Origin of the sequence: Streptomyces acidicola (assembly GCF_009377235.1) — a bacterium.
GTDB classification, from domain to species: Bacteria; Actinomycetota; Actinomycetes; order Streptomycetales; family Streptomycetaceae; genus Streptomyces; species Streptomyces acidicola.
In genome coordinates, this window is the sequence record NZ_VMNX01000216.1 from 1 (window position 1) to 16,455 (window position 16,455).

The 16,455-nt window shown below is 70.5% G+C and carries 17 protein-coding genes; 6 read left to right on the forward strand and 11 right to left on the reverse strand.

The annotated features are described in order from the left end of the window. A partial coding sequence (locus tag FPZ41_RS36435) for a nucleotidyltransferase family protein (RefSeq protein ID WP_265584275.1) occupies positions 1-412 on the forward strand: 412 nt, incomplete at its 5' end. A gap of 134 nt (positions 413-546) precedes the next feature. Here FPZ41_RS36435 and FPZ41_RS36440 read toward each other — a convergent pair. The 6 genes from FPZ41_RS36440 to FPZ41_RS36465 all read right to left on the reverse strand — a co-directional run bounded on the left by FPZ41_RS36440 (position 547) and on the right by FPZ41_RS36465 (position 7,608). Beyond that, positions 547-2,322 carry a DoxX family membrane protein gene (locus FPZ41_RS36440; RefSeq protein ID WP_152867847.1) on the reverse strand — a complete coding sequence of 592 codons (1,776 nt, stop codon included), beginning with the start codon at positions 2,320-2,322 and terminating at the stop codon, positions 547-549. Positions 2,323-2,436: 114 nt separating this feature from the next. Then, on the reverse strand, positions 2,437-3,381 hold the full coding sequence (gene rlmB, locus FPZ41_RS36445) for a 23S rRNA (guanosine(2251)-2'-O)-methyltransferase RlmB (RefSeq protein ID WP_152867848.1): 945 nt from the start codon (positions 3,379-3,381) through the stop codon (positions 2,437-2,439). A gap of 135 nt (positions 3,382-3,516) precedes the next feature. Then, on the reverse strand, positions 3,517-4,917 hold the full coding sequence (cysS, locus tag FPZ41_RS36450) for a cysteine--tRNA ligase (RefSeq protein WP_322621170.1): 1,401 nt from the start codon (positions 4,915-4,917) through the stop codon (positions 3,517-3,519). A gap of 497 nt (positions 4,918-5,414) precedes the next feature. Then, entirely contained in the window at positions 5,415-5,954 is a 540-nt protein-coding gene (gene ispF / locus FPZ41_RS36455) for a 2-C-methyl-D-erythritol 2,4-cyclodiphosphate synthase (protein ID WP_152867849.1), read from the reverse strand. Further along, positions 5,944-6,708 (reverse strand): 2-C-methyl-D-erythritol 4-phosphate cytidylyltransferase, encoded by a 765-nt coding sequence (ispD, locus tag FPZ41_RS36460; protein ID WP_152867850.1) that lies wholly within the window; start codon positions 6,706-6,708, stop codon positions 5,944-5,946. The genes ispF and ispD overlap by 11 nt, the downstream gene beginning before the upstream one ends. A gap of 417 nt (positions 6,709-7,125) precedes the next feature. Continuing rightward, positions 7,126-7,608 carry a CarD family transcriptional regulator gene (locus tag FPZ41_RS36465; protein ID WP_003953493.1) on the reverse strand — a complete coding sequence of 161 codons (483 nt, stop codon included), beginning with the start codon at positions 7,606-7,608 and terminating at the stop codon, positions 7,126-7,128. A 779-nt stretch (positions 7,609-8,387) separates the two neighbouring features. Here FPZ41_RS36465 and FPZ41_RS36475 point away from each other — a divergent pair. Then, positions 8,388-9,071: a DUF461 domain-containing protein gene (locus FPZ41_RS36475; RefSeq protein WP_322621171.1), complete on the forward strand. Its 684-nt coding sequence runs from the start codon at positions 8,388-8,390 to the stop codon at positions 9,069-9,071. Between the two features lie 240 nt (positions 9,072-9,311). Here the strand turns inward: FPZ41_RS36475 and FPZ41_RS36480 are convergent, their stop codons facing one another. Further along, positions 9,312-9,992, reverse strand: a complete 681-nt coding sequence (locus tag FPZ41_RS36480) for a response regulator transcription factor (protein WP_043441515.1) — start codon at positions 9,990-9,992, stop codon at positions 9,312-9,314. Beyond that, positions 9,989-11,245, reverse strand: coding sequence for a sensor histidine kinase (locus tag FPZ41_RS36485; protein ID WP_152867852.1), 1,257 nt, complete (start codon positions 11,243-11,245; stop codon positions 9,989-9,991). The genes FPZ41_RS36480 and FPZ41_RS36485 overlap by 4 nt, the downstream gene beginning before the upstream one ends. A 310-nt stretch (positions 11,246-11,555) precedes the next feature. Here FPZ41_RS36485 and phoU point away from each other — a divergent pair, with 310 nt between their 5' ends. The 3 genes from phoU (at position 11,556) to FPZ41_RS36495 (ending at position 13,493) form a co-directional block, all read left to right on the forward strand. Further along, positions 11,556-12,245, forward strand: a complete 690-nt coding sequence (gene phoU / locus FPZ41_RS36490; RefSeq protein ID WP_152867853.1) for a phosphate signaling complex protein PhoU — start codon at positions 11,556-11,558, stop codon at positions 12,243-12,245. A 146-nt stretch (positions 12,246-12,391) separates the two neighbouring features. After that, complete coding sequence (locus FPZ41_RS47500) at positions 12,392-12,544, forward strand: hypothetical protein (protein WP_165935074.1); 153 nt, start codon at positions 12,392-12,394, stop codon at positions 12,542-12,544. Between the two features lie 319 nt (positions 12,545-12,863). Then, positions 12,864-13,493, forward strand: a complete 630-nt coding sequence (locus FPZ41_RS36495) for a GntR family transcriptional regulator (RefSeq protein WP_322621172.1) — start codon at positions 12,864-12,866, stop codon at positions 13,491-13,493. Here FPZ41_RS36495 and FPZ41_RS36500 read toward each other — a convergent pair. The 3 genes from FPZ41_RS36500 to FPZ41_RS36510 form a co-directional block, all read right to left on the reverse strand. Then, positions 13,468-13,869 (reverse strand): cupin domain-containing protein, encoded by a 402-nt coding sequence (locus FPZ41_RS36500; protein WP_322621173.1) that lies wholly within the window; start codon positions 13,867-13,869, stop codon positions 13,468-13,470. The two genes, FPZ41_RS36495 and FPZ41_RS36500, sit on opposite strands and share 26 nt — an antisense overlap. After that, complete coding sequence (locus FPZ41_RS36505; RefSeq protein WP_152867855.1) at positions 13,866-14,687, reverse strand: carbon-nitrogen hydrolase family protein; 822 nt, start codon at positions 14,685-14,687, stop codon at positions 13,866-13,868. Before FPZ41_RS36505 ends, FPZ41_RS36500 begins: the two co-directional genes overlap by 4 nt. Positions 14,688-14,758: 71 nt before the next feature. Next, entirely contained in the window at positions 14,759-16,114 is a 1,356-nt protein-coding gene (locus tag FPZ41_RS36510; RefSeq protein ID WP_152867856.1) for an MFS transporter, read from the reverse strand. A gap of 171 nt (positions 16,115-16,285) precedes the next feature. Here FPZ41_RS36510 and FPZ41_RS36515 point away from each other — a divergent pair. Next, positions 16,286-16,455, forward strand: a 170-nt coding sequence (locus FPZ41_RS36515; protein WP_152867857.1) for a DUF2848 family protein, incomplete at its 3' end; no start/stop codon positions are given.

The window sequence follows — 16,455 nt, forward strand, 5'->3', positions numbered from 1 at the left end:
CCCCCACCCCGACCTGCCCTGGTACGCGGCGAACGGCGACATCTGGACCCGTTTCTCGCTCCGCGACATGGCGGACTTCCACACCGAGCGCGACGCGGTCGCCACGCTCGCCCTCGCCCGCCCGCGCATCCCGTGGGGTGCCGTGAAGACGGACGGCTTCGGCCGTGTCACGGACTTCATCGAGGCCCCGCTGACGACGTACGAGATCAACGCGGGCGTCTATGTCTTCTCCCCCGAGTTCGCCTCCCTGCTCCCCGAGCGCGGCGACCACGAGCGCACCACGTTCCCGCGCCTGGCCCGTGAGCGGCGCCTGGCCGGGTTCTCGATCCCGCAGGGCGCGTACTGGCGCGCCATCGACACGGCGAAGGACCTGACGGAGGCGGCGAAGGAACTCGCGGCGCTGGGGCGTTGAGCTCCGGTCCCGAGCCCAGCCCTCAGGCCGCACGTCTCGTGGTACGTCGACAGCATGTCCCGTTGTACGACGATGGGGTCCCGCACATTGCCATTGCCTGTGCGGGACCCCGTCGTCGTACGAGCCGCCGGTCGTTACCCGAGGAGGCCGCCCACGAGTCCGTCCCGGCCTCCGTCGGAGCCGCCCGTGCCGCCCGTGCCGCCCGTGGAGGCGCCGCCCGACGCGCCGCCGCTGGAGGTCGGGCCCGTGGTCGTGCTCGGGGCCTGCTGGCCGGGGGAGGTCTGCCGGGGCGGGACCTGACCGGCCGTGCCCTGGGTCTCGCTCGGGAGGCCGCCGGTGACGGCGCCCGTGTCGCGGGTAGCGCCCGGGCTGCTCGCGCCCTGGGAGGGGCTGGCGGAGGTGGCGCCCTGCGTGGGCGAGTTGACGGCCGACGGGGTGCGCTTCTTGTGCCCGCCGGTCTCCTCCGGGAGGGGTGAGCCGGGCAGTTCGTTGCGTGGGGCCTCGCCGGGGCCGGGGACGACGACACGGTCGGTGTCCCGGACGGCTCCGCCGAGCACCGAGCCGACGAGGAGGGTGAGTCCGGCGACGACGGTGGCGATGAGGGCGCCGCGGCGCAGCACGTACCGCCGCAGCTCCCAGAGCTCCGCGCGCGGGCCGAGCCGGCGCCAGGCGTTGCCGGCGAGGCGGCCGTCGGTGGAGTAGACGGGTGCGCCGGCGATGATCAGCGGGGACCAGGCGGCGAGGTAGATGATGTCGGGGGTCTCGTAGGCGGGGGCGGTCTTCCAGCTGACGGTGACGAGCAGCGCGGCCGACAGCAGGGCGCCGAACACGGCGGCGACGCGCTGCCACAGGCCGAGGACCGTGAGGACGCCCACGACGACCTGGGCGAAGGCGATGGCGAGTCCGGTGCCGACGGGGTGCTCGAGGCCGAACTGCCGGAGCGGCTCGGCGATGTCCCACGGGTGGAGGGTGCCCAGCCACTTCACCATGGAGCCGCGCTTGCCGCCGTCGAAGAAGTGCGGGTCGCAGAGCTTGCTCATGCCGGCGTAGACGGAGATGAAGCCGAGCAGGACGCGCAGCGGCAGCAGCACCACGCCGAGGTTCATCCGGCGGCCGGGGTAATAGGCGTGCCGCAGCGGCTCGCTGCCGTGGCGTCCGGCCGCACTCAGCCCGTCGGCGTCCTCGTACGGCTCCTCGAACTCCTCGAACTCCTCGTCCGAGTAATCCGACTCGGCGTAACGGGGATCGGCGTAGCCGGAGTCGGCGTGACCGGCGTCCCCGTACCCGGGTTCGTCGTACGCGCTGCCCACGCCGCGCATGGCGGGCAGGATGCGGCCGCCGGAGGGGGCGTGGTCGCTGTGGCTGCGCTGGGCGCCGACGACGGGGGTCTCGACCGTCTCGACGGTCAGGTCCGCGTCGTAGCGGCCGTGTCCGGTGCCGTAACGGCCGGCCTCGGTGCCGTAACCGGGCCCCGGGGGACGGCCGCCGGTCTCGTCGATGCGTGGCATGACCTGGGTCGCGCCGGCGTCACCCGCCGGGTCGGCTGCCTGGTGGTGCACGCTCGTGCTCCGCACGGCCTGCAGCAGCCGGTGGGCGCCGGTGTCGTCGGGTGCGGACCTCCCGCTCCAGACGACGGGGGCCCGGCGACGGGTACCGGCAGCCGCGTCGGACCGGGCCGCCGCGCCCACGGCGGGGATGCGCGCGGTGTTCTCGGTGGCGCTCGTGTGCCCTGCGATCCGCGGGGACCGGTCCCTCGGCGCGGCGCCCAACTGCACGCGGAAGCTCGCGTGGTTGACGATGATCTGCGCCGGATCGCTCGGCACCTTCACCATGCTCAGCGCGGGAGCGTCGTCGAATCCCGACGAGCGGTCCCCCGTGGGTGTGCGGGGTGTTCTGGTGTCCACACTCATCTAACCGAGTGACGTGACGTTAGGACACTGCCTTGACCGCCCCGATCTGTCCGGACAGCATCAAGATCATCCAGAAAGTCCCGGACACCCGCTGAAACGCGCTGAAACGCGGTGTCAGGCGCGCCGGCGCGCCGCCTCGTACAGCACGACTCCCGCCGCCACACCGGCGTTCAACGACTCGGCACCACCCGGCATCGGAATCCGCACCCGGAAGTCGCAGGTCTCACCGACGAGTCGGGACAGTCCCTTGCCCTCGCTCCCGACGACGATGACCACGGGCCCTTCGAGCGCCTCCAGTTCGTCGACCTCGACCTCGCCGTCCGCGGCGAGCCCGACGACCACGATCCCAGCCTTCTTGTACGCCTCCAGGGCGCGCGTGAGGTTGGTGGCGCGCGCGACGGGCGTACGGGCGGCCGTACCGGCGGACGTCTTCCAGGCACCGGCGGTCATGCCGGCCGCGCGCCGCTCGGGCACGACGACGCCGTGTCCGCCGAACGCGGACACGGACCGTACGACGGCACCGAGGTTGCGCGGGTCGGTGACTCCGTCGAGGGCGACGATCAGCGGGTCCTCGCCCTCGTCGTACGCGGCGTCCGCGAGGTCCTCGGGGTGGGCGTACTCGTACGGCGGGACCTGGAGGACGAGGCCCTGGTGGTTGAGGCCGTTCGTCATGCGGTCGAGCTCGGGGCGGGGGGCCTCCATGAGGTTGATGCCCCCGCGCTCGGCGGCGAGCTGGAGCGCCTCGCGGACCCGCTCGTCGTTGTCGATGAACTGCTGCACGTACAGCGTGGACGCGGGCACGCCCTCGCGCAGCGCCTCGACGACGGGGTGACGGCCGACGACGAGCTCGGCGGACGACTTGCCGCCCCGGCCCCTGGGCTGCTGCGGCCGCCCCTGCGCCCGCCGCGACTTGGCGTTCGCGGCGCGCTGCTTCGCATGACCCTTGCGCATCTCGGCGGGCGGGGTCGGGCCCTTGCCCTCAAGGCCCCGGCGCCGCTGGCCGCCACTGCCGACCTGCGCGCCCTTCTTGCCGGACATGCGGCGGTTGTTTGCGGCCATGACCTACCTGTCTCTGTCTGTCTCTGTCGTCATCTGGTGGGGGAACGCGCACCGCGTCCGTATGCAGTGTGCCGCCCGGAGACCCGGGCGGCACACTCGATCAAGCTCGAAGCTCGAAGCTCGATCAAGAAGTGCTCAGCGCGGGCCGAGGGACCAGCGAGGGCCCTGCGGGCTGTCCTCGATGGCCAGACCGGCCTGGCCCAGCTGGTCCCGGATGGCGTCCGCGGTCGCCCAGTCCTTACGGGAGCGGGCGGCCTCACGCTGGTCGAGCACGAGCCGTACGAGGCTGTCGACGACCCCGTGCAGGTCCTCACCCTGGTCGCCCTCGCCCGCCCACTTCGGGTCGAGCGGGTCGAGACCGAGGACCCCGAGCATGGCGCGGACCTCGGCGAGGCGTGCCACGGCGGCTTCCTTGTCGTCGGCGGCGAGGGCGGAGTTGCCCTGCCGGACGGTGGTGTGCACGACCGCGAGTGCCTGCGGCACCCCGAGGTCGTCGTCCATGGCCTCGGCGAAGGCGGGCGGCACCTCGGCCGACGGCTCGACGGCGCCGCCGGCCAATTCCATGACGCGCTGTACGAAGCCCTCGATCCGGGCGAACGCCGACTCGGCCTCGCGCAGGGCGTCCTCGCTGTACTCGATCATCGACCGGTAGTGCGGCGTGCCGAGGTAGTACCGCAGGACGATGGGCCGCCAGCGCTTGACCATCTCGCTGACGAGCACCGAGTTCCCGAGGGACTTCGACATCTTCTCGCCGCTCATGGTGACCCACGCGTTGTGCACCCAGTACCGGGCGAACGCGTCGCCGTACGCCTTGGCCTGGGCGATCTCGTTCTCGTGGTGCGGGAAGATCAGATCGAGCCCGCCGCCGTGGATGTCGAACTCCGGGCCCAGGTACTTGTGGGCCATGGCGGAGCACTCCAGGTGCCAGCCCGGCCGTCCGCGTCCCCACGGCGTCTCCCAGGTCGGCTCGCCGGGCTTGGCGGCCTTCCACATGGCGAAGTCACGGGGATCGCGCTTGCCGGTCTCGCCCTCGCCTGAGGGCTGCAGCAGGTTCTCCAACTCCTGGTTGGACAGCTGCAGGTACTCCGGGAAGGAGCGCACGTCGAAGTACACGTTCCCGTCGGCCTCGTAGGCGTGCCCGCGCTCGATGAGCCCGCGCATCATCTCGACCATCTCGGTCACGTGGCCGGTGGCGCGCGGCTCGTACGTGGGGGGCAGGCATCCCAGCGCCGCGTATCCGTCGCTGAACGCGCGCTCGTTCTCGAATCCGATCGCCCACCACGGGCGGCCCTGGTCGGCCGACTTGGTGATGATCTTGTCGTCGATGTCGGTGACGTTCCGGATGAACGTCACCTCATAGCCGCGGTACGCGAACCAGCGGCGCATGATGTCGAAGTTGAGGCCCGAGCGGATGTGTCCGATGTGCGGTGCGGCCTGCACGGTGGCGCCACACAGGTAGATCGAGACACAACCCGGCCTGAGCGGGGCGAAGTCACGGATCTGCCGGGCGCTGGTGTCGTACAGGCGAATAGTCACCACTCCAGGGTAGTGGGCGCGGGGCAGTGCACAGTGACTTATGGCGCGGGGGGCATGTATTCGTGACATGCGGGAGCGGTGGTGCTCCGCGGGGCGGGGAACTGCTTTTCCTCGCCCCCGCCGCCCCTACCCATTCCCGTCCCTTCCCCAAGGGCTGCCGCCCCCAGACCCCCGCTTGTCGGCCTGAACGGCCTCGTCCTCAAACGCCGGACGGGCTGGTAGTGCCTGGTCTTGGCTGAAATTCCAAGCCCCGGCCGGCAAAACCCAGCCCCTCCGGCGTTTGAGGAGCGGGGGTCCGGGGCCGGCCCCCGAAACGGGGTCCGGGGCGGAGCCCCGAAGAAGGGGCCTGGGCGCAGCCCCGATGACTGGATCTGGGGCGCAGCCCCGGAATGGGGGTCCAGGGGGCGCAGCCCCCTTGGCGGGGTCGAAGGGGCGGAGCCCCTGGGATGGGACGGGTAGGGGCGGCGGGGGCGAGACCACAACCCCGGTGGGCCGGGTCAGCCCGCCCGGACGACGAGCGCCGTCGCCACCGCCATCAGCCCCTCGTCCCGCCCCGGAAACCCGAGCCCGTCCGTCGTCGCCCCGGAGACGGACACAGGAGCCCCCGCCGCCTCCGAGAGCACCTTCTGCGCCTCGTCCCGCCGCTTGCCGATCTTCGGACGCGGGCCGACGACCTGGACCGCGATGTTCCCGATCGCGTACCCGGCCGCACGCACGATGCGGGCGGCCTCGGCGAGCAGCACGACCCCGGACGCACCGGACCACTCCGGGCGGCCGGTACCGAAGTGCTGCCCCAGGTCACCCAGCCCGGCGGCCGAGAAGAGCGCGTTGCACGCGGCGTGCGCGACCACGTCCGCGTCGGAGTGGCCGGCCAGCCCGGGCCCCTCCCCCTCCCAGAGCAGCCCGGCGCACCACAGCTCCCGCCCTTCCTCGAAGGCGTGGATGTCGGTGCCGATGCCCACCTGGGGCAGCGGGAAAGGGGGGACGCCCCCGGCTCCCCCGGCCCCCTCGGCTCCCTCGGGCGGCTCAGAAGCCATCGTTCAGCCTCCTCCGCGCGAGGACGGCCTCCGCGAGGACCAGGTCGAGGGGCCTGGTGACCTTGAAGGCCTCCTCGTGCCCCGGCACCACCACGACCCGCAGCCCCAGCTGCTCCACCATGCTCGCGTCGTCCGTGACGTTCTCGGTGACCGACTCGTGGGCACGGACGAGCGTGTCGCGATCGAAGCCCTGCGGGGTCTGGACGGCACGCAGGCGCGAGCGCTCCGGGGTCGCCACCACGGGCTCCGGCGCACCGGGCGTGTCCGCCGGTTCGACCTGCTTGACGGTGTCCGCGAGCGGCAGCGCCGGCACGACGGCGGGCGCCCCGTCCCGTACGGCCTCGATGACGGCGTCCACCGTGTCGACGGGCACGAGCGGCCGGGCAGCGTCGTGGACCAGCACGATGTCGATGCCGGGCGGCAGCGCGCCCAGCCCGAGCTTCACCGACTCCTGCCGGCTCTCACCGCCCGGTACGACGAGGAAGTCGGTCCGCTCGGGCAGCGCGTGCGCGTCGAGCAGGCTCTTGACCTCGGCGGTGTCGTCGGGCGGCGCGACCACCACCACGAGGGAGACGGCACGCGACGCGGCCATGGCGCGCACCGCGTGGATGAGCATCGGGGTGCCGTTCAGCGTACGAAGCGCCTTGGGGGCTCCCGGGCCGAGGCGCACGCCTCGGCCCGCGGCCGGAATCACGGCTGCCGTACGAGTCCCCGTACGAACTCCTGGAGACGAAGGGCGCGGATCGTCAGACATCGGTTCCTGTCAGGTTTGTGTGCTCGGCATGCGTGGGTATGGCCTGTGGGGAGTGCCGGGCGCGAGCCTTGACCGAACCCTTCCGTGACATCTGGTCGAGCCAGCTGCCCGGGCCCGGCACGCCAGTATCGGGGGAATCCCCGTCGATGTACGGCACGGCGGCACGACACAGGCGTACGAGCGCATGAACGGGCCGTGAAGAATATCGGTGATATCGGTGTGGCGCGGTGCCCGCAGCAGTGCGCCGGACGTCAAAAGGGCGTCAATTCCGTGGCCCGTCGGCCATGGCCCGCCAACCGGGGGCCTGCCAACCGGGCGCGAACATGCCGCAGCGCCCGGCGACAGCTGTTGCGTCATCGGGCACCACGGCATTTCATTGCACTGAAGCGAGCTGCCGGCGCGCTGCTTACGCCTGCGTCAGGACGCGAGGACCTCGTCGAGCAGGGCCTCGGCCTTGTCCTCGTTCGTGTTCTCCGCGAGGGCGAGCTCACTCACCAGGATCTGCCGGGCCTTGGCGAGCATCCGCTTCTCACCGGCGGAGAGTCCGCGCTCACGCTCGCGACGCCACAGGTCACGCACCACTTCCGCGACCTTGATGACATCACCGGAGGCGAGCTTCTCCAGGTTCGCCTTGTAACGACGCGACCAGTTCGTGGGCTCCTCGGCATACGGCGCGCGCAGCACCTCGAAGACCCGGTCCAGTCCGTCCTGACCGACCACATCACGCACGCCGACGAACTCCGCATTGTCCGCTGGCACACGCACCGTGAGGTCGCCCTGGGCGACCTTCAGCACCAAGTAGGTCTTGTCCACGCCTTTGATCTGACGAGTTTCGATGGCCTCGATCAGCGCGGCCCCGTGATGGGGATAGACCACGGTGTCGCCAACCTTGAACGTCATGTGACAGGTACCCCTTCCGTGGCTATCCAGGGTAACACGGATACGGCGTCTTCTGAATGGCGTTTTCGCAGGTCAGGGCATATCTCGGGGCTTGACAACAGCAACAGGAACGTGCTTCGGAGGCCGAACGGAGCGGGGTATTCGCAGGTCGGAGCAGCTCTGCGGACGGAGTGAAACGCGGACGTTACACACATCCGGAGCCGCCCAAGGACGGGTAAATGTACCGTTATGCCCACCCCCAAGTGTGCGAGTCACGCTACTCCGTTCGGCGGGCGGAGGCGGATCCGAGACGAATCCGGAATTGATCAAGGGGATGGCCGGGGGAGGGTCCGGTGATGGTCTTCGGCCGTTCTTCCGTAGCCGTTCTCGGGACGGATCTCCCAGCGATCTCCAGCCTGATCTCTGTCCGATCTCCTGCCCGATGTCGTGCTCGATCTCCTGGTCCATCTTGTGCTCGATCTCCCGCCCGATCTCCCTCCTGTTCTCCCTCCTGATCTCCCTCCTGATCTGCGGGTGATCAATTCCCGGTACCGTCATGTATTCCGTGCCGGAAATCCTCACGCTGTTGCCGAAGAGGCCAGTGGTGCTTATGTGAATGTGGACGGGGGCATGTCACAGAGAGCGCCTGCCCGAGCGAAGGCGGCGGCTCAAGGGAGGGTCGGGTGCGGGGGCCGCCGAACGGCTCGGTAGCCTAGGCCCGCTGACCAACCCTTAGGGCGGCTTTACGACCGTACGGCCGCCCGCCCCCGTATCGCCCACGTTCAAGGAGATGCCGCCGAGTGAGCAGCAGCCTTCGACGCGGCACCCTCGCCGCCGCCGCCATCGCGTTCTCGATCGCCTCGCTCGCCGCGTGCGGTGCCGGCAACAACGCCCAGACGCTCGAGGTCAGGCCGGACAACGCGGCCACGGCCGTCGGCGACATCAAGGTCCAGAACGCGATCGTCGTCACCCAGCCCAACCTGGAGTCGGCGACCGGCCCGGCCGTGATCTCCGCGACCGTGTTCAACAACGGCCGCACCGCTCAGACGCTGGAATCCATCACGATCGCCGACACCGGCAAGTCCGCCGAGCTCACTCCCGCGAAGGGCAAGGGCAAGCTGACCATCCCGGCCGGCGGCTCCCTCGTCATCGGCGGCAAGGGCAACGCCTCCGCGCTGCTGCCGAAGACGCCCGAGGCCGTCAAGGACGGCAACGCGCAGGCGATCACCTTCGCCTTCAGCAGCACCGGTGACGTGAGCCTGCGGGCGTTCGTCGTCCCGGCCGAGAGCTACTTCGAGAAGTGGGGCCCGAGCGACCTGCCGGCGGTCCCGTCGCAGAGCCCCAGCCCGTCGAACAGCCCGAAGGCACCGTCCGGCTCCCCGTCCGGAACCCCCTCGGGCTCGGCGTCGGCCTCGGTGGGAACGGGCGCAGGTGACACCCCCAGCGCCGACGCCGCGGCCTCGGCCTCGGCTTCGGCCTCGTAGAGCCAGGGCTCTGCCGAGCACTGAGCGGCTCCGCAAACGTCTAGGGCGGGAACCTTGGTTATCGGTTCCCGCCCTTGGCGGTTCTTGAGCCTACGGCTCGAACTTTTGGCACACCCTCAAGGGGCTTCTTGCTTCACCGCGTCGCGCCCAGATCTCTCCGGGACTTACCGACGCTCCACAAGCGTTCAGCCTCTCCGTCCACCCGGCGGCGAGGGTCACTCAGCGTATCCCATCGGCGACTTAGGGCTCAAACTTGTAGCCGAGCCCACGCACCGTCACGAGATACCGCGGCGCACCCGGGTCGGGCTCGATCTTCGCGCGGAGGCGCTTGACGTGGACATCGAGGGTCTTGGTGTCGCCCACGTAGTCGGCGCCCCAGACTCTGTCGATGAGCTGCATACGGGTCAGTACGCGTCCCGCGTTGCGCAGCAGCATCTCCAGCAGGTCGAACTCCTTGAGGGGCAGGTCGACCTTGGAGCCGGAGACCGTGACCACGTGGCGGTCGACGTCCATGCGGACCGGGCCCGCCTCCAGCGCGGCCGGGGCAACCTCCTCGGGCTCGCCGCGGCGGCGCAGTACGGCCCGGATGCGCGCCACCAGCTCGCGCGAGGAGAAGGGCTTGGTGACATAGTCATCGGCTCCTATTTCCAGGCCCACGACCTTGTCGATCTCGCTGTCCTTGGCGGTGACCATGATCACCGGGACGTTCGAGCGGCCGCGCAGCTGGCGGCAGACCTCGGTGCCGGGCAGCCCGGGCAGCATGAGGTCGAGAAGGACGAGGTCGGCGCCGTTGCGCTCGAACTCGTCAAGGCCGTCGGGCCCGGTGGTCGCGATGGCGACCTCGAAGCCTTCCTTGCGGAGCATGTAGGACAGAGCGTCGGAGAAGGACTCCTCGTCCTCGACGACAAGCACTCGGGTCACGGGAGGACCTCCGGGGCGGGAAGTGGTTCGTACGGGGATGTTTCGGTGGTGGGTTGTCCGTCCTCGTCGTCGAGGTCCGGGTGCTGCGACGCGCGGTCGCGGGCCGCGCCCGCCTCCGGCAGTCTGAGGGTGAACGTGGAGCCCTGACCCTCGGAGCTCCACACCGTGACCTCCCCGCCGTGCGAGGCGGCCACGTGCTTGACGATCGCGAGACCGAGGCCCGTGCCACCCGTGTGGCGGGACCGGGCCGGGTCGACGCGGTAGAAGCGCTCGAAGACGCGCTCCTTGTCCTTCTCGGAGATGCCGATGCCCTGGTCGGTCACGGCGACCTCGATCAGGTCTCCGCCCGGCGCGCTCATTTTGCGGGCGGCGATGCCGACGCGGGTGCGGGCGGGCGAGTAGTTGACGGCGTTCTCGACGAGATTGCCGAGCGCCGCGGCGAGCTGGCCGCGGTTGCCCCACACGTGCAGGTCGGCGGTGCCGCCGGCGGCCATGGTGATCTGCTTGGTGCCGGCCTGGTGGCGGCACCGGTCGATGGCCTCGGCGACCAGTTCGTCCACACGTACGGGCTCGGCGTCCTCCAGCGGGTCGTCGTTCTGCACCCGCGAGAGGTCGATGAGCTCCTGCACGAGGTTCGTCAGCCGGGTGGCCTCGATCTGCATGCGTCCGGCGAAGCGCTCCACGGCCTCCGGGTCGTCGCTGGCTCCCATGACGGCCTCGGAGAGGAGGGAGAGCGCCCCGACGGGCGTCTTCAGCTCGTGACTGACGTTGGCCACGAAGTCCCGTCGCACGGCCTCTATGCGGCGGGCCTCGGTGAGGTCCTCGACCAGCAGCAGGACGAGCCGGGAGCCCAGCGGGGCCACGCGCGCCGACACCGCCAGGGCCTCGCCGCGGCCGGTGCCGCGCCGGGGAAGGTCCAGCTCGACCTGGCGTATCTCGCCGTCGCGCCGGGTGTCCCGCGCCATCTGCGTCATGGGCTCGATGGCGAGCTTGCCACCGCGGACCAGCCCGAGGGCGTACGCGGCGGAGCTGGCCTTGACGACGGTGTCGCCCTCGTCGAGCACGACGGCCGAGGAGCGGAGCACGGACAACACGGTGTCGACGCCGGGCGGCAGTACCGGGTCCGTATGCAGGGAGGTCCGGGTGGGACGCTTCTGCTCGCGTTCGCTCCAGCGGAACGCCAGCATGGCGATGACACCGGTGAGAACACCGGCGATCGCTGCCGCTGCGGCGACCGCCGCGTTCACGTCCATGCGAACAGGTTAGGCACGACGTCCGGCCCGGCCACAGCCATCCGTGTGCGAGCTCGAACACTCGTCGCTCAGAGTTCACCTTGGAGCCAGTATTGGTTCATTTGTGATGCCGGAAACGGACGCGTGCGGGGCGGAACGTGACAGCGTGGGGTCCTCCGGGCCTGTGGCGGCCGGTTGGGGCCTGTGGCGGCCGGCTGGCCGGGAGGCGCCATACGCGGCGGCGTCCGATGGTGGACGTTGCTGGTGGAAACCCCAGAACGCCAGAACGCCTGGAACCCCCGAAAGAGACGTTAGAGAAGAGGGACCCCTGATGCGGGACGCGTACCACGAGGAACTTGACTCGATCGGCGATGACCTGGTCGAGATGGCCCGGCTGGTCGGGTCGGCGATCGGGCGCGCCACCACGGCCATCCTCGACTCCGACCTGAAGCTGGCGGAGAACGTGATCGAGGCCGACAAGAAGGTCGACGGCCTCCAGCACGACCTGGAGGCGCGTGCGATAGCCCTGCTCGCCCGCCAGCAGCCGGTGGCGACGGACCTCCGTATCGTCGTGACGTCGCTGCGTATGAGCGCCGACCTGGAGCGCTCGGGCGACCTGGCCCAGCACGTGGCGAAGCTGGCCCGCCTGCGCTTCCCGGAGCGCGCCGTCCCGCACGACCTGCACGCCACGATCCTGGAGATGGGCCAGCTGGCCCAGCGTCTGATGGCGAAGGCGGCGGAGGTCCTCGTCACGAAGGACGTGGACCTGGCCCTGCAGCTGGAGCAGGACGACGACGAGATGGACCTCCTCCACCGTCACCTCTTCCAGCACCTGATCGACGAGCGCTGGCAGCACGGCATCGAGACCGCGGTGGACGTCACCCTGCTGGGCCGCTACTACGAGCGCTTCGCGGACCACGCCGTGTCCGTGGCCAAGCGCGTGGTGTACCTGGTCACGGGCGAGCACGCGGACGAGATCCAGTCGGAGATCCAGCCGGTGACGGGGGTCGAGGGGGCGTAGGTCCCTGGATGGGCGTAGGCCCTGGCTCGGTTCTGGGGAGCGTGCGCTCGGTACGGCGAGGCGTGCGCGAGCCTCAGTGCGCCGTTGATGCGCCCAGCCGAACGGGCGTCCACTGGTCACAGGCACCAGCCTTCGAGGAGGGACCCATGGCCGAATCCCCCATCACGCCCGACCCCACCCAGGACCGCGAGACGGAGCAGCCCGCCGAGATCAGGACCTTGCCCCTGGTCGCAGCCTGCGGCTGCGGCTCGGGCTGCGGCTGCGGCTGCCAGTCGGGCGGCCCCTGCCAGTGCGGCTGACGCGCGGCGCGCCGCGGAGAGTCCGTACGAGGAGAGTCGGTACGACGAGAGCCCGTACGCGACGGTGAAGGGCCCCGGGGTCAGGTCGTCCCGGGGCCCTTCACCGCCGTACGGGCTTCTGCACGGCGTCGTACGAGCCGTACGAGCCGTACGAGCCGTACGAGCTTCTGTACGGGCCTCGCTTCTGCCGTCGCGCGTGAGCAGCATGGAGCAGGTGATTGCCAGTCGGCGCGGGCAGGCGCCGGAGAAGCCCCTCGGGGGCGGAACCCTGCGTGGTAGCGTCGGTATACAAAGTGTATGCGAGGCTCTAGGGGTTGCGGTGGCGTCCGGTCGGGAGAAGGCGTACTCGTATCTCAAGGACACGGTACTGACGGATCCCGATATGCAGGGAGCGTTCCTGTCGGAGCAGGAGATCGCCGACCGGATCGGTGTGTCCCGTACGCCGATCCGTGAGGCCCTGCTGATGCTCGCGGCCGAGGACCTGGTCGAACTCGTACCCAAGCGGGGCGCCCGGGTGTCGCCGCTGACGGGGCGGGAGATCAGGGAGCTGATGGAGCTGCGGGGCATCGTGGAGCGATATGCCGCGCAGCAGCTCGTCACCACCGGACGGGTGCCGGTGCAGGAGCTGCGGTCGCTGCTGGAGCGGCAGGATGAACTCACCGGGCCCGGCCAGGCCCGGGAGTTCATCGCGGTGGACCACCAGTTCCACGCGGCGCTGGTGTCGGCCGTGGGGAACGCGTTGCTGGACCGGCACTACGAGGGCTTGCGCAGCCGCCAGGTCCGGTCCGGGGTGGTGGCCGTGTTCAACCAGCAAGGGCGGCAGGAGGCGGTGCTGAAGGAGCACCGGGCCATCGTGGACGCCCTTGCCGCCGGTGACGCCGGGCAGGCCTGCGCCGCGATCGACCATCACCTGCAGTCGACGCTCAAGGTGCTGATCGAGGGCTGCTAGCCGGTGGTACGGATACCGGTGGCCCGGATACCGGTGCTCCGGGATAGGTGACCACGAGCATCGTGACGCCGTTCTCGGAGGTCCACGGGCCGTGCGGCATACCGGGCGGGCGGCAGGCGTACATGCCCGCGGTGAAGGTCTCGCCGAGCGTCAGGTCGTGCAGCGCCCCGTCGACGAGGTAGACCTCCTCCCAGAAGTCGTGGCGTGTCACGCCCTGCGCCGAGGTGTCGGTGCCGGGCGCCCATTGGACCAGAACGGTCCGGCCGCCGCCGTCGGGGTCGTCGGCCAGCACGCGTTCCCGCACGCCCGGACCGGCCTCCGCGGAAGTGGTCCACGGCCCGACGGGCAGGTGGAATTCCAGCTCAGGCTTGCTCACTGCGATACCTCCGGCTGCCATACCTCCGTCTGCCATACCTCCGGCCGCCTGTTGGCCAGCACCGACGTCTTCTTCCGTACGGCCGTGACCTCGTCGAGGTCGAGGTCGGCGACCAGCAGGCCCGGTTCGGCGTCCAGGGCGTGCCGCACGGTTCCGTCGGGGCCGACGATCTGGCTGTGTCCGATGCCGGTCGGCGCGCTTCCCGGGACGGTGCCGGGGTCGGCCTGGTCGACGGCGGCCAGCCAGAGGGTGGCGTCCAGGGCCCGTGCCCGCACCAGCAGCTCCCACTGGTCGAGCTTGCCGGGCCCGGCTCCCCAGGAGGCCGCCAGCAGTGTCGCGGCCGCCCCGGCGTCGGCGTGGGCCCGGAACAGCTCCGGGAAGCGGATGTCGTAGCAGGTGGCCAGGCCCAGCCGGACACCGTCCACCTCCATGACGGTGGTCCGCGAGCCCGCGGCGACGGTGTCGGATTCGCGGTAGCCGAAGGCGTCGTAGAGGTGGATCTTGTCGTACGACGTCTCGACGCCGAGGCCGGTGGCCAGCAGGGTGTTGGTCACCTTACCGCCGTCCGCCGGGGTGAACATGCCGGCCACGACGGTGGTGCCGGTGGCCCTGGCGATCTCCCGTACTCCGTCGGCCCACGGTCCGTGCAGGGGTTCGGCGAGCGGTTCCAGTGGGGTGCCGAAGCAGGCCATCGAGGCCTCGGGGAAGACGACGACACGGGCTCCGGCGTCCGCGGCGCGCTGTGTCCATTCCTCGATGAGCCGCAGGTTCTTCCGGGGGTCCGGGCCGGTGGTGAGCTGGCTCAGGGCGATCCGCATGTTCCTCCTCAGTGGGTCAGAGGGTGTCTGTGGGTCAGAGGGTGTCTGTGGGGCAGAGGCGGTGTCAGTGGTCAGACGGCGTCGGCCGTGGCCTGCGCGGCCGGTGTGGCGAGCCGGGCGTCCTCGTCGACGGCGGCTTCGGGATCGCGGCCCAGGAACACCCCCACGAGGGAGACGACCGCGGCGACGGCGATGTAGAGGGCCAGCGGCACCCAGTTGCCGTAGGCGCTCAGCAGGGTGGTGAACAGCAGCGGGGCGACGGCGCCGCCGATGATGCCGGCCAGGGTGTACGCCAGCGACGATCCGGTGTAGCGCAGCCGGGGCGAGAACTGCTCGGCGATGAAGGCGGCCTGCGGCCCGTACAGGAAGCAGTGGATCACGAGGCCCACCACGACACCGATCGCCAGCGGGATCCAGGTGCCGCCGCCGATCATCGGGAAGAACAGGAACGGCCACACACCGGCGGCCACCGCGGCACAGCCGTACAGCACGCGACGGTTGATCCGGTCGGAGACGGCACCGGCCAGTGGCATCAGGAAGACCTGCAGCGTGGAGCCGATGAGGACGGCCGCGAGGGCGGAACCGCGTGACATGCCCAGTTCCCCGGTGGCGTACGTCAGGACGAACACGGTGAACATGGCGTACAGCACGTCCGGGCCGACGCGGCAGAGCATCGCGGCGATCAGGGCGCGGGGCTGGGTGGTGAAGACCTCGCGGATCGGCGCCTCGGGCCGGGACTGCTCGGCCTCCATCGCCTTGAAGACCGGGGTCTCCTCCAGCTTGGCCCTGATCCACAGTCCGAAGGCGACGAGAACCCCGGAGAGCAGGAAGGCCACACGCCAGCCCCACGACTCGAACTGGTCCTCGGTCAGCAGTGCGCCGAGGGCGGCCAGCACACCGTTGGCCAGCAGGTTGCCCGCGGGCGGGCCCACCTGTGCGGCGGAGGCGTAGAAGCCGCGGCGGCGCGGATCACCGAACTCGCTGGACAGCAGTACGGCGCCGCCCCACTCGCCTCCGACGCCGACGCCCTGCGCGAACCGCAGCAGGACCAGGACGATCGGGGCGGCCACGCCGATCGTGGAGTACGCGGGCAGGATGCCGATCAGGAAGGTGGCCACGCCGATGAGCACCAGCGTGGCGATCAGCACCTTCTTGCGGCCGATGACGTCACCGAGGCGGCCGAAGACGAACCCGCCCAGCGGACGTGAGACATAGCCGACCGCGTAGGTGGAGAACGCCAGGAGGGTGCCGGTGAGCGGGTCCTCCGAGGGGAAGAACACGTCGCCGAAGACCAGCGCCGCGGCGGCGGAGTAGACGGCGAAGTCATACCACTCCAGGGCCGTGCCGGTCAGGCTCGCGGCGAAGGCCCGGCGGACACCGGAGCGCCGTTCGGGCAGGGCCGGATCGGCCTTGGGGATGTCGTGCATGGTTCTGATCCTTGCGTCGGGAGGGCCGGGGGACATCGACCTTCCGGCATACTTCTTGTATACAGGTCGTATGCGCAAGCCCTGCGCGAGAACTTAACCGTGGAGAAATCCACGTCCGTGCACCGAACCCGATCTGCCCGTGTACCGAACCCGATCTCTGGGAGTGCCCTCATGGCCGTGCTGACCTTCGAACTGCCCGACGGATCGACGCGCGATGTCGACATCACACAGGTCCTCAACGCCGGGTATGCCGGGCGCAGCCAGGAGGACGTCGCCGCGCATGTCGCCGAACTCGCCGAACTCGGCGTGCCCGCCCCCTCCGTGACCCCGGCCCTCTACCC